The organism is Cellulosimicrobium protaetiae (assembly GCF_009708005.2).
GTDB classification, from domain to species: Bacteria; Actinomycetota; Actinomycetes; order Actinomycetales; family Cellulomonadaceae; genus Cellulosimicrobium; species Cellulosimicrobium protaetiae.
Map to the genome: position 1 here is coordinate 1,208,584 of NZ_CP052757.1, position 12,554 is coordinate 1,221,137.

The 12,554-nt window shown below is 74.2% G+C and carries 11 protein-coding genes, 1 tRNA gene and 1 other RNA gene; 11 read left to right on the top strand and 2 right to left on the bottom strand.

What is annotated here, in order from left to right; genetic code table 11:
* Positions 1 to 76: 76 nt before the first annotated feature.
* Positions 77 to 162 (bottom strand) — tRNA-Ser (locus tag FIC82_RS05195).
* Between the two features lie 132 nt (positions 163 to 294).
* On the opposite strand from FIC82_RS05195, the gene ffs reads away from it, so the two are divergent.
* The 8 genes from ffs to FIC82_RS05235 all read left to right on the top strand — a co-directional run bounded on the left by ffs (position 295) and on the right by FIC82_RS05235 (position 9,416).
* Positions 295 to 391, top strand: an RNA gene (ffs, locus tag FIC82_RS05200) — signal recognition particle sRNA small type.
* A gap of 68 nt (positions 392 to 459) precedes the next feature.
* A complete protein-coding gene (locus FIC82_RS05205) occupies positions 460 to 1,752 on the top strand; it encodes an ion channel protein (protein WP_253691476.1) in 1,293 nt (430 codons plus the stop codon).
* Positions 1,753 to 2,231: 479 nt separating this feature from the next.
* Positions 2,232 to 3,137 (top strand): MetQ/NlpA family ABC transporter substrate-binding protein, encoded by a 906-nt coding sequence (locus FIC82_RS05210; protein WP_154797825.1) that lies wholly within the window; start codon positions 2,232 to 2,234, stop codon positions 3,135 to 3,137.
* Between the two features lie 181 nt (positions 3,138 to 3,318).
* The gene (locus FIC82_RS05215) at positions 3,319 to 4,527 is read left to right on the top strand and encodes a methionine ABC transporter ATP-binding protein (protein WP_168731507.1); all 1,209 of its coding nucleotides are present in this window, start codon (positions 3,319 to 3,321) and stop codon (positions 4,525 to 4,527) included.
* Positions 4,527 to 5,189: a methionine ABC transporter permease gene (locus FIC82_RS05220; RefSeq protein ID WP_154797826.1), complete on the top strand. Its 663-nt coding sequence runs from the start codon at positions 4,527 to 4,529 to the stop codon at positions 5,187 to 5,189. Before FIC82_RS05215 ends, FIC82_RS05220 begins: the two co-directional genes overlap by 1 nt.
* A 45-nt stretch (positions 5,190 to 5,234) precedes the next feature.
* Complete coding sequence (locus tag FIC82_RS05225) at positions 5,235 to 8,138, top strand: DNA polymerase III subunit gamma and tau (RefSeq protein ID WP_168731508.1); 2,904 nt, start codon at positions 5,235 to 5,237, stop codon at positions 8,136 to 8,138.
* A 92-nt stretch (positions 8,139 to 8,230) separates the two neighbouring features.
* The gene (gene recR / locus FIC82_RS05230) at positions 8,231 to 8,830 is read left to right on the top strand and encodes a recombination mediator RecR (RefSeq protein ID WP_168731509.1); all 600 of its coding nucleotides are present in this window, start codon (positions 8,231 to 8,233) and stop codon (positions 8,828 to 8,830) included.
* Positions 8,831 to 8,846: 16 nt separating this feature from the next.
* Entirely contained in the window at positions 8,847 to 9,416 is a 570-nt protein-coding gene (locus tag FIC82_RS05235) for a DUF5063 domain-containing protein (protein WP_154797827.1), read from the top strand.
* Position 9,417: 1 nt separating this feature from the next.
* Here the strand turns inward: FIC82_RS05235 and FIC82_RS05240 are convergent, their stop codons facing one another.
* Entirely contained in the window at positions 9,418 to 9,939 is a 522-nt protein-coding gene (locus FIC82_RS05240) for an SRPBCC domain-containing protein (RefSeq protein ID WP_154797828.1), read from the bottom strand.
* A gap of 204 nt (positions 9,940 to 10,143) precedes the next feature.
* Between FIC82_RS05240 and FIC82_RS05245 the strand changes: the two genes are divergently transcribed.
* From FIC82_RS05245 to FIC82_RS05255, 3 genes are all read left to right on the top strand, one after another.
* The gene (locus tag FIC82_RS05245; protein ID WP_253691486.1) at positions 10,144 to 10,959 is read left to right on the top strand and encodes a TSUP family transporter; all 816 of its coding nucleotides are present in this window, start codon (positions 10,144 to 10,146) and stop codon (positions 10,957 to 10,959) included.
* Between the two features lie 103 nt (positions 10,960 to 11,062).
* Positions 11,063 to 11,605 carry a histidine kinase gene (locus FIC82_RS05250; protein WP_154797829.1) on the top strand — a complete coding sequence of 181 codons (543 nt, stop codon included), beginning with the start codon at positions 11,063 to 11,065 and terminating at the stop codon, positions 11,603 to 11,605.
* A 74-nt stretch (positions 11,606 to 11,679) separates the two neighbouring features.
* Complete coding sequence (locus FIC82_RS05255) at positions 11,680 to 12,522, top strand: DUF4097 family beta strand repeat-containing protein (protein WP_154797830.1); 843 nt, start codon at positions 11,680 to 11,682, stop codon at positions 12,520 to 12,522.
* Positions 12,523 to 12,554 lie beyond the last annotated feature (32 nt).

Consider the following 12,554-nt stretch of genomic DNA (forward strand, 5'->3'; position numbering starts at 1 on the left):
TTCGACGTGCCGGACGGCTGCGGAGGCGCGGGGACGACGAAGGGCCCGCCGCGAGTGCGGCGGGCCCTTCGGTCTGCGGAGGATGGGGGATTCGAACCCCCGAGGGCTGTTAACCCAACACGCTTTCCAAGCGTGCGCCATAGGCCACTAGGCGAATCCTCCTGGTGCGACGCCGACCACGCTCGGGGCGCGTCGGCGGCAGCGCAACGAGGATACCGGACCGCGGCCCCCGGGCCGAATCGCCTCCGGTGGAGGCGGGTTTCAGGTGGGGCGCCGACCTGGGCTAGGGTGGGCGCAGACCCCTCGTGCGGCATCATCTCGCCGAACTCCCCCAGGGCCGGAAGGCAGCAAGGGTAGGTGAGCTCTGGTGGGTGTGCGGGGGGTCCTTCGCGTCTCCGGGAGCCGAGCGCCCCGACGGGTCGAGGTGCAGCGCCGGTCCGGGCGTGGTTCTCTGCCCGTGTGACCGGGGAGGAACAGCGCCCGCTGTCGACGATGCACCTGGTGCGCCTGGTCGTCCCGGCGCTCCTGGTCGGCGTGCTGTGCGCCCTGACCCTGGTCGCCCTCTCCGCGCTCGCGACCTGGATCCAGGACCTCGTGTGGGACCGCCTGCCGGCAGCGTGGGGCGTGGCGACGACGGAGACCTGGTGGACGGTCCTCGTGCTCACGGTCACGGGTCTGCTGGTCGGCGCGACGATCCGCTGGGCGCCGGGGCACGCGGGAGTGGACCCCGCCACGACGGACCTCGTCGTCGCCCCGCTCCCGTTGCGCGCGCTGCCGGGGCTCGCGGTCGCGCTCGTCCTCGGCCTCGCGGGCGGCGTCAGCCTCGGGCCGGAGAACCCGATCATCGCGATCAACGTCGCCCTCACGGCCTGGATCCTGTGCCGTCCGCGCCTGGGCGTCCCGGTGCAGGGTGCCGTCGGGCTGGCCATGTCCGCCACGATCGGGGCGATGTTCGCGACCCCGCTCGCAGCGGCGCTCGTCCTCACCGAGACGTTCGCCGAGGGTGGCGACCGCACCGGCCCGCTGTTCGACCGGCTCTTCGGGCCCCTGGTCGCGGCGGGTGCGGGGGCCGTGACGATGGTCGCCCTCGAGGCGCCGACCTTCGCCATCGACCTGCCCGCGTACCCGGGCGTCCACGTCGGAGACGTGCTGAGCGCCGCGGTCGTGGCGGTCGTCGCGGCTCTGCTCACGCTGCTCGCCGTCCTTGCGTTCCCGGTCGTCCACCGGGTCTTCCACGGGCTGCGGCACCCGGTGCTCGCGCTCGGCCTGGGCGGGCTCGTCCTCGGGCTGCTGGGCGTGCTCGGCGGTCCGCTCACGCTCTTCAAGGGCCTGGACGAGATGAAGGAGCTCTCCGGCGAGGCGGGCGACATGACCTGGACGGCGATCCTCGTCCTGGCCGTGGTGAAGCTCGCGGCGCTCGTCGTGGCGGCGGGTGCGGGGTTCCGGGGCGGGCGCATCTTCCCGACGGTGTTCGTCGGCGTCGCGGTCGGGTTCGCGGCGTCGTCGCTCGTGCCGAGCGTCCCCGCCGCGGTCGCCGTGTCGGCGGCGGTCCTCGGGGCGGTGGTCGTCGTGAGCCGCAGCGGGTGGCTCGCGCTGTTCGTGGCGGCCGTGGTGGTCGACGACGCACGGCTGATCCCCGCGCTGTGCATCGCGATCGTGCCCCTCTGGCTGGTCGTGCGGAACATGCCGCCGATGCGGGTCGAGCCGCCCGCCGACGGTGCGTCGGAGTTCGTCGCGACGGCCCGCGCGTGAGCACGGGATGTGGCGCAGATCTCTCCCGCCGGCCGCCCGACGGCGCGCGAGGGCGACTCTCGATGCCCGCTCTGTCCCGATTCCAGGAGCCGGATTCCCGGCATGCGGTCATTTCTTCGTCCGCATCGTGGACGATTGGGCCCGGTGATTGGCGTGCGGGGTGCCGCCGTGCCCATGATGTCGGCATGGCCCGGAACCACGTCGTCACCACGGCACCGCGCGCAGCGTCCTGCGCCGGCACGTCGTGCTGTCGTGGCGTGCGCACCGGGCGAATGTGCGGCTGCTGACGCCGTCGTGACCCGCAGGGAGACCTGCGCCGCACCCGCCGCGTCGTCCTGACGACGCCGCCCCCGCTCGCCGCGTGGCTGATGGCCCGCCGGAAGCACCCCGAACCCCACCGCCTCGCAGGGCCGTCCCTGCACCCCGGCCGCGCCGGTCGCCACCCGCGACCGTCGCCGCCGCCACCGGAAGGAACCCCCATGTCGTTCTCGACCACCCGCAAGCGTCTGACCTGGACCGCGATCGCCGCGACGGCCGCCCTCACCCTCACGGCCTGCGGCGGCGGTGACGACACGTCGGGCGGCGCCGCGAGCGGCGACGCCGCCGACCCGATCCGCGTCGGCGTCGTCGGCGCCTCCGACGACAAGTGGGCCGTGTTCCAGGAGCAGGCCGAGGCCGAGGGCATCGAGATCGAGCTCGTCGACCTCCAGGACTACACGCAGGCGAACCCGGCGCTGTCCCAGGGCGAGCTCGACGTGAACCAGTTCCAGCACCTGCAGTTCCTCGCGGGCTACAACGTCGACGCGGGCGACGACCTCCAGCCCATCGGCGCGACCGCCGTCTACCCGCTCGGCCTGTACTCGTCGAAGCACACGTCGCTCGAGGAGATCCCCGACGGCGGCCAGGTCGCCGTCCCGAACGACCCGACCAACCTCGCCCGCGCGCTCCTCGTGCTCCAGGAGGCCGGCCTGGTCGAGCTCGAGGGCGGCGGGAGCTCCATCTCCACCGAGGCCGACGTGCTGCCCAGCTCCAAGGTGACGGTCACGCCCGTCGACGCCGCGCAGACGCCGATCCAGCTCCAGTCCGTGGACGCGTCGATCATCAACAACGACTTCGTCGAGGACGCGGGTCTCAAGCCCGAGGACGCGCTCTTCCAGGACGACCCCGACTCCGACGCCGCGAAGCCCTACATCAACGTGTGGGTCGCGCGGGCCGAGGACAAGGACGACGAGACGCTGCTCAAGCTCGCCGAGCTCTCCCACTCGCCGGAGGTCGTCGAGGCCGAGAAGAAGGCGTCGGGCGGCACCGCCGTCATCAAGGAGAACACGCCGGCCGAGCTCCAGGAGATCCTCGCCGGCATCGAGGACGACATCCGCAGCTCCTGACCCGCACGCGCGGGGGCGGGCGCGCACGCCGCGTCCGCCCTCGCGCGCCGTCGTGCCCGGGGGAGGACGATGGCAGGCGAGCGGAACAGCCCGACAGGCAGCACCGACCAGGCGCTCGGCGACCCCAGCGCGCCAGGTCGCCCCAGCCCGGAGGCCCCGCCTCCGACGAGAGGAACCCGACGTGACCGACGTCCCCCACGACGAGGGCGGTGACGAGCAGCCCGCGATCGAGCTGCGCCACGTGAGCAAGACGTTCGGCGAGGGCGAGGCCGCCGTGCACGCCGTCGACGACGTCTCGCTGAGCATCCGCCGCGGCGAGATCTTCGGCGTCATCGGCTACTCGGGCGCCGGAAAGTCGACACTCGTGCGGCTCGTCAACGCGCTCGAGACCGTGACGAGCGGCGAGGTCGTCGTCGACGGCCAGGTGATCACCGGGCTGCCCGAGCGCCGCGTGCGCGAGGTGCGCTCGCGCATCGGCATGGTCTTCCAGCAGTTCAACCTGCTGTCGTCGCGCACGGTCGCGGGGAACGTCGCGTACCCGCTCAAGGTGGCGGGCTGGCCGCGCGAGAAGCGCGCCGCGCGCGTCGCGGAGCTCCTCGCGTTCGTCGGCCTCGCGGACAAGGCGAAGGCGTACCCGCGCCAGCTCTCGGGCGGGCAGAAGCAGCGCGTCGGCATCGCCCGTGCGCTCGCCGCGCAGCCGACGATCCTCCTCGCCGACGAGGCGACGTCCGCGCTCGACCCCGAGACGACGCGCGAGGTCCTCGCGCTCCTGCGGCGCGTCAACGCCGAGCTCGGCATCACGATCGTCGTCATCACGCACGAGATGGAGGTCGTGCGCTCGACGTGCCACCGCGTCGCGGTGATGGAGCACGGCAAGGTCGTCGAGACCGGCGACGTGTACGACGTCTTCTCCGCGCCGAGCGCCGACGCCGCCCAGCGGTTCGTCGGGACGGCGCTGCACGACCGCCCGTCGCGCGAGACGCTGGCCCGCCTGCGCGAGCGTCACCCCGGTCGCCTCGTGACGGTCGGCGTGCGCGAGGGCGCGAGCACCGGGACGGACCTGTTCCGCCTGCTGCGCGAGCACGACGTCGACGGGTCCGTCGTCTACGGCGGCATCTCCGAGGTCGGGGAGCGCCCGTTCGGGTCGCTCACCGTCGAGCTCGACTCTCCGGAGGACCGCATCGCGCCGTTCCTCGTCGCGCTCGCCGAGCGCGCCGACGTCGTGGACCTGGGGACGGCGGCCCAGCCGCTCGACGACCCGCGCGTCGCGCGCCTCGACGCCGACCCGGGCGGCGGGGACGCGCCTGACGCCGCCGCCGACGACCCGGGCGACCCGTACGGCCCGGCCCGAGAAACCCTCTTCCGCCACGGCAACCTCGGAGGCCAGTGATGAACAGCGACTGGTCGCGGCTGTGGCCGATCCTCGTCGAGTCCTTCGGCCAGACCCTCCAGATGGTGTCGGTCGCGCTGCTCACGGGCGGGCTGGCGGGCCTCGCGCTCGGCATCGCGCTCTACGTGACGCGGCGCGGCAACCTGCTCGACAACCGCTGGGTGTTCGGCGTGCTCAACGTGCTCGTCAACATCGTCCGGCCCATCCCGTTCATCATCTTCGTCACGCTGCTGGGGCCGGTGACGCTCCAGGTGGTCGGGACGACGCTCGGCACCGAGGCGTTCATCTTCCCGCTGTCGGTGATGACGGCGTTCGGCACGAGCCGCATCGTCGAGCAGAACCTCGTGGGCATCGACCCGGGCGTCATCGAGGCGGCGCGCGCGATGGGCGCGTCGTCGTGGCGCATCATCACGACGGTGCTCGTCCCCGAGGCGCTCGCGCCGCTCATCCTCGGGTACACGTTCCTCTTCATCGCCGTGCTGGACATGTCGGCGATCGCCGGGATCATCGGCGGCGGCGGGCTCGGAAACTTCGCGATCGTCTACGGCTACCAGCGCTACAACTGGGGCGTCGTGGTCGTGACGGTCCTCGTCATCATCGGGATCGTGCAGGTCGCGCAGCTCCTCGGCAACTGGCTCGCGCGCAAGGCGCTGCACCGCTGAGGACCGACCTCGTGCGTGTGGGTCCCGGCGTCTAGAGTGACGGGGGTGAGCACCGCCCTGTACCGCCGCTACCGGCCCGAGACCTTCGCCGAGGTGATCGGTCAGGACCACGTGACCGCGCCGCTCATGCAGGCGCTGCGCAGCGGTCGGGTGAATCACGCCTACCTCTTCTCCGGGCCGCGCGGGTGCGGCAAGACGACGAGCGCGCGCATCCTCGCGCGCACGCTCAACTGCGAGCGCAACACCCCGGAGAACCCGCTCGACACCCCGTGCGGCGTCTGCCCGTCGTGCGTCGAGCTCGCGCGTGGGGGCCCGGGCAGCCTCGACGTCGTGGAGATCGACGCGGCGTCGCACAACGGTGTCGACGACGCGCGCGAGCTGCGCGAGCGCGCCGCGTTCGCCCCGGCGCGCGACCGGTACAAGATCTTCATCCTCGACGAGGCGCACATGGTGACGCCGCAGGGCTTCAACGCGCTGCTCAAGCTCGTCGAGGAGCCGCCCGAGCACGTGAAGTTCGTGTTCGCGACGACGGAGCCCGACAAGGTCATCGGCACCATCCGGTCCCGCACGCACCACTACCCGTTCCGCCTCGTCCCGCCGGACGTGCTCGGCCCGTACCTCGAGGAGCTGTGCGCCGCGGAGGGCGTGACGATCGGCGGCGGCGTCGTGCCGCTCGTCACGCGCGCCGGGGGCGGCTCGGTCCGCGACTCGCTGTCGGTCATGGACCAGCTCATCGCGGGTGCGGAGCAGGGCGCCGTGGAGTACGAGCGCGCCGTCGCGCTGCTCGGCTTCACGCACGCGACGCTGCTCGACGACGTCGTGGACGCCCTCGCCGCGCGCGACGGCGCGAGCATCTTCCGGGTCGTGGACCACGTCATCGCGACCGGGCACGAGCCGCGGCGGTTCGTCGAGGACGTGCTCGAGCGTCTGCGCGACCTCATCGTCATCGCGGTCTCCGGCGACGAGGCGCAGGCCGTGCTGCGCGACCAGCCCGCCGACCAGCTCGCCCGCATGCGTGCCCAGGCGCAGAACCTCGGCGTCGCCGAGCTGTCGCGCGCGGCCGACCTCGTCAACGCGGCACTCACCGAGATGACGGGCGCCACCTCGCCGCGACTCCACCTGGAGCTCCTCATGGCGAGGCTGCTCCTTCCCGGGGCCGACGACGGTGCGGCCGGCTTCGCGGCGCGCCTCGACCGCCTCGAGCGCGGGGGCCTCGGCACGGTCGCCCTCGCACCGGCCGCCGCCCCGTCGGGGGCGGGGACACCGCCCGTCGCGGGGATGCCCGACGGCGCCGTGCAGGCCCCTGCCGCAGCGTCGCCGTCGTCCGGGCTCACCGGTGCTGCCGCCGTGCGCGCCGCGCTGCGGCCCACCCGCCCCGCTCCGCCCGCGCCCGCGGCGCAGCCGTCGGTCGCCGACGTGCCCGCGCACGGGGAGCCCGCTGCGCCCACCGTGCCCACTCCGGCCACGGAGCCCACGGCTGAGCAGACCGAGCCCGCCGCGCCCGCCGAGCAGACGGTGCCCGCAGCACCGGTCGAGCGGACCGAGCAGGCCGCGTGGGTCGAGCGGACCGAGCACGTGGCGCAGTCCGAGCGGACCGAGTCCGCCGAGCCGGTCGAGCGGACCGAGTCCGCCGCGCCGGTCGAGCCCGCCGAGCAGTCCGGTCCGGCCGAGCAGACCGGTCCGGCCGAGTCGGCCGGACCTGCCGTCGCCCACGCAGGCCCGGTCCCGGCGGACGACGCTGCGCCCTCGACGCGCGACGAGGCGGCGCACCCGGCGGGTGCCGAGATGCCCCGAGCGACCGTCCCGACGCAGGCTGCGGCGGGCAGCCCGTCCGGGGGTGCGAGCCCGGGGCTCACGACCGAGGAGCTGCGGCGCCGCTGGCCCGAGGTTCTCGAGAACCTGCGGGCGAACCCCGTGACGTGGTCCCTCGTCAGCGCGAACGCACAGGTGGCAGAGCTCGGCCCCGACGTGCTCTACCTCGCGTTCCCGTCGCCGGGCCTCGCGCGGACCTTCTCGTCCTCGCGGCACACGAGCGCGGTCCAGGAGGTCGTCTACCAGACGCTCGGGCTCCAGGTGCGGGTCGAGCCGCGCCTCGACGAGGGCGGTGCGGGCGGTGGTGGTCAGACGCCCCAGGGCCCCGCCACCCCGGCTCCGGGGTCCTCCGCCCCGGCCCCTGCGGCACCGGGCCACGGCGGGTCTCGTCCCGAGCCGGGCCCGGGGGGTGGCGCGCGCGTTCCGCTCGCGTCGGTCAGCGTGTCGAGCGGGGCCGTGGCGTCGGGCGTGTCCTCGTCGCCGACCGCGCACACCACCGGTGCGGCAGCGCCGCGCGGCGCCGTCGCGCTGCAGGAGCGACCCGTCGCGGCCGAGGCCTCCGCCGGTGACGACGCCTCCGGACCGGTCGTCGACGCCGCGGACGAGGCATGGCTCGCCGGAGCAGCGGCGCCTGCGCGTGCGCCCCGCCTCGATGCTGCGGACGAGGCGTGGCTCGCGGGCGCCCCCGCCGAGCCCCCGGCCGACCTCGACGACGGCCCCGAGCCGGAGCCCGTCCTCGAGCGCGCCCCGGAAGTGCACGGGACGCCCGCCGCGCCAGGAACGGGCACGCAGGCCCCGGCCCCGCCCGCGAGCCCTGCCCCGGTCACGCCCGCGACACCGCCGCGACAGGAGCCGCCTGCTCGTACGGCGTCCGCCGCGGCCCCCACGGACGCGTCGGGGGCGCCTCTGCGTGGGGTCTCTGCCGCGCGCGCGGCGATCGCTGCAGCCACGACGGCCCGCGTCTCTCGGCCTGCCGAGCAACCTGCCCGGCGGGACGCGCCGTCCACCGTCGACCCGATGGACGACCTCCCGTCCGCGGACGACCCCGACATCGTCTCGACGGGGCTCGTCGGGACGGCGCTGGTCGTGAGCCTGCTCGACGGCAAGATCATCGAGGAGATCCAGGACCAGGGCTGATCGTCGCGGGTCGCGCGTGGCCGCGCGCGCCCCGGTCGTGAACGGCGGCGGGCCGGGCCTGGCATGTGGGCCGCGCCCCGTAGGCTGGGGGCGTGTACGAAGGCGCTGTCCAGGACCTGATCGACGAGCTCGGCCGACTCCCCGGCGTCGGGCCCAAGAGCGCGCAGCGCATCGCGTTCCACCTGCTCGCCGCCGATGCGGCGGACGTGCGCCGGCTGGCCGACGCGCTCACCGAGGTGAAGGCGCGCGTGCGCTTCTGCGAGACGTGCGGCAACGTCGCGGAGTCCGAGCAGTGCCGCATCTGCGCGGACCCGCGCCGGTCGCCCGAGGTGATCTGCGTCGTCGAGGAGCCCAAGGACGTGGTGGCGATCGAGCGCACGCGCGAGTTCCGTGGGCGCTACCACGTGCTCGGCGGCGCCATCAACCCGATCGAGAACGTCGGCCCGGGGGACCTGCGGATCGCCGAGCTCATGACGCGACTCGCCGACGGCCAGGTGACCGAGGTGATCCTCGCGACCGACCCGAACGTCGAGGGCGAGGCCACGGCCACCTACCTCGCGCGCATGCTCGGCCCGATGGGCCTGCGCGTGACCCGCCTCGCGTCCGGGCTGCCGGTCGGGGGAGACTTGGAGTACGCGGACGAGGTGACGCTCGGCCGGGCGTTCGAGGGCCGACGCCTCGTCGGCGGCTGACGAGAGGGTGACCAGCATGGGGGAGATCGAGAACGACCCCGACCTGCGGGAGATCGCCGAGGGCATGGCCGCGCAGGCGCGCGCGTTCCTCACGACGGCGACGCAGGTCGCGTCCGGGGCCGCACCCGGGGCCGTGCTGCCCCTGCTGCTGCTCGCCCTGTCCGACGCGCTCGCCGCGGGCGCGCGTCTCGGCGCGATGGGCGACGTCGTCCCGGTCGAGCGCTTCGAGCCCGACGCCGGCCGCGACACGGACGTCGACCCGCTGCGGACCGCGCTCTCCCAGCTCTTCGACGGGTTCGACGACTACGCCGAGATCACGGACCCGCTCGTGGGTGCCGAGGTCGGCGCCGCGTCCCTCTCGGGCGACCTCGCGTGCGTCGCCGAGTGCCTCGCGAAGGGGCTCCAGCACTACGACGGCGGCAGTGAGCTCGAGGGTCTGTGGTGGTGGCAGTTCTCGTACGTCTCGCTGTGGGGGGAGCGCGCCGCGAGCGCGCTGCGCGTGCTGCAGCTCGCGCTCGCGCACCTGCGCCTCGATGTCGAGGACGACGTCGCGGCCGAGGCGGAGTACGACGCGCTCCAGTCGTGAGTCAGCCGGTCCCGCCCGCGTCCCCGTAGTGCGCGGCGAGCACCGGGTAGTACTCCTCCCACACGACCTCGGACACGTCGTGGCCCGACCGGGCGGCCACGAGCCGGTCGAGGTAGTACTCCCACCCCGGTCCGATGTTCGCGGGGTCGTCGTCGGGGCCCAGCGTCTGACGGAAGACGAGCGTGCTGCCCTCGGCCTCGTCGACGATCTCGAGGTCGAGGTGCCAGACGGACTCGCCGGTGACGGCGTCGACCGTGAGCCGGTGCGGAGGGTCGCAGCGCAGGATGCGGCACTCCTCGCCCTCGGTGGCGCCCTCGGCGGTCATGGTGAACAGGACGGATCCTGACGCCGGGTCGCCGTCCCACGTCCCGATCCAGGGGCCGAGCCCCGCGGGCTCGCTGATGCTCGTCCAGAGGTCGGCCGCCGTGGCCCGGAACGACCGTCGCAGGACGACGTCCGTCTGCCCGGCGGTGCGCTCGACCGTGCCGGTCGGGGTGCGGGGTCGCCGCGGGTCCGCGGTCATGCCGGCTCCTTCGCTCGGGAGGCGCGGCCCGCGTCCGGATCGCGCCGCACGCCTCGTGCCCATGATGCGCGCTGGTCCCGGTGCGCGCACGGCGCGCTAACGCAGGCGCGGGCCGAGCGCCCTGGCTGTCGCTCCCGGGCGCTCGCGCCCCGCGTGCGGGAACGCCCGCTGCGGGGTGCCGCGCCGTCGTGGTACCACTAGGTGGTGCTGCCCGCCTTCTCCCTCCCGGTCTCCGGCGGGCTCGAGATCGACGGCCTGACCGTCCTCCTGCTCGTCCTCGCCGCTCTCACGGCGGGCTGGATCGACGCCGTCGTCGGCGGGGGCGGCCTCGTCCAGCTCCCGGCACTGCTCCTCGTGCCCGGCATCAGCCCGGTCCAGGCGCTCGCGACGAACAAGCTCGCGAGCATCATGGGCACCTCGGTGAGCGCCGCGACCTACTACCGGAGGGTGGGCCCCGACCTGCGGACGGCGGGGCCGATGGCGCTCGCCGCACTGGTCGGCGCGATCGGCGGCGCCGCCCTCGCGTCGCGCATCCCGGCCGAGCTGTTCAAGCCGATCATCCTCGTGGTGCTCGTCGCGGTCGCCGCGTACACGATCGCGAAGCCGACGCTCGGGCACACGACGAACCTGCGCTGGGAGGGCAACGGGCACCGCTGGGCGGCAGCAGGGATCGGTCTCGTCATCGGCACCTACGACGGTCTGCTCGGTCCCGGCACGGGGACGTTCTTCGTGATCGCGCTCGTGAGCATCCTCGGGTACGCGTTCCTGCCAGCGTCGGCGCTCGCGAAGATCGCGAACTTCGCGACGAACGCCGGCGCGCTGATCTTCTTCGTCCCCTACGGCGCGGTGCTGTGGGGTCTCGGCCTGCTCATGGGCGCGGCGAACCTGCTCGGCGCGTACGTCGGGGCGCGCATGGCGGTGGCCAAGGGGAGCGCGTTCGTCCGGGTCGTGTTCGTCGTCGTGGTCGGGGCGCTCATCCTCAAGCTCGGGTACGACGTCGTCGCCGACCTGACGGCCTGACCGCACCTCCCGAGGCCGACGTCCACGGCCTGGTGTCAGGTGGTGTCAACAATGTTGTCGCCAGGGGTTGCCGTGACACCACGAGTGGTGCCATGATGGCGTCATGGACCTCACCCCGTACGTCGACGATCTCCAGAACCGCCTCGCCGTCGCCGCGGACGCCGCGGGGGACGACGGTCGTCGGCTCGCCGAACGACTGACCGCGCCTCTCGACGCCGCCGTGCGGCTCGTCCTGCTCGACGCGCTCTCGGCCGCGGCCGGGGAGATCTCCGCGGACCTCGCCCCGGGGTCGGTCGACGTGCGGCTGCGGGGCGGTGCCCCGGAGTTCGTGGTCGCGGCAGCGGCCACCGTGGCCCCGCCCGCGGCCGCAGCCGAGCCGGTGTACGGCACGCCCGCGGCACCCGCCGCACCGGCTGCCGCGGCGGTGGCAGACGTCGAGTCGGGCGCCACGACCCGCACGACCCTGCGCCTGCCGGACCACCTCAAGACGCAGGTCGAGACCGCCGCCGCCCGCGACGGCGTCTCCGTCAACACCTGGCTCGTGCGCGCGGTCGCCGCGGCGCTCGAGCAGTCCACGGGGCGACCGGCCGCACAGGCCCGCCCGCAGCCGCGCGGCTCCGCCCGCGTCACCGGCTGGGTGCGCTGACCCCTCAAGTCCGCTCGCCCGCCCTCTCCCGCCACCAGCTGACACCACACCGACACCACCGTTGGAGCTCCGTCATGCCCACTTTCCCCGCCCCGCAGCCCGTCCCGGTCGTCGTGGACGTGCCCTTCGCCAACCTGCACGTCGTCGCCGGCGACCGTGACGACGTCGTCGTCACGGTCCTGCCGACGGACCCCTCGAAGTCCGGCAGCGTCCGCGCGGCCCAGGACGTCCGGGTCGACCGCGACGGCGACGCGATCACGATCCTGTACCCCGGGTCGTGGAAGCAGTTCGTCCTGCCGTTCGCGGCCGGGACCGCCGACGTCACCGTCGAGCTCCCTGCCGGCTCCGACCTGCGCGGCAAGGCGGGCACCCTCTACACCGAGGGTTCGCTCGGATCGGTCGACATGACGCTCTCCGTCGCCGACGTCCGGCTCGAGGACGTCGAGCGGCTCGCCCTCAAGGCCTCGGCCGGGTCGGTCGTCGTCGGCCGCGTGGCGGGCACCGCGGACGTCAAGGTCAGCGCCGGCTCGGTGCGTATCAGCGAGATCGCCGGCGACGGGACCATCAAGGCCAGCACCGGCACGACGACGGTCGGCGCCGTGACGGGCACGCTCGCCGTGCAGGGCGCGCACGGCGACATCGCCGTGACCCGGGTGCTCGGCACGCTCACCGCGAAGTCCGCCCACGGCGGCATCCGGGTCGACCGCCTGGAGTCCGGCAGCGTCACCCTCAGCACGTCGTTCGGCTCGATCGAGGTGGGTGTGCCGGAGGGCACGGCCGCGTTCCTCGACGCGAGCTCCGAGCACGGCAGCGTCCGCAACCACCTGACCCCGACCGAGGGGCCCGTCGAGGACGAGGCCACCGCGGAGATCCACGCCAGCACCGGGTTCGGCGACGTCGTCGTCCGCCGTCCCTGAACCACACCACCCGAGAAGCGCCCAGGAATCGG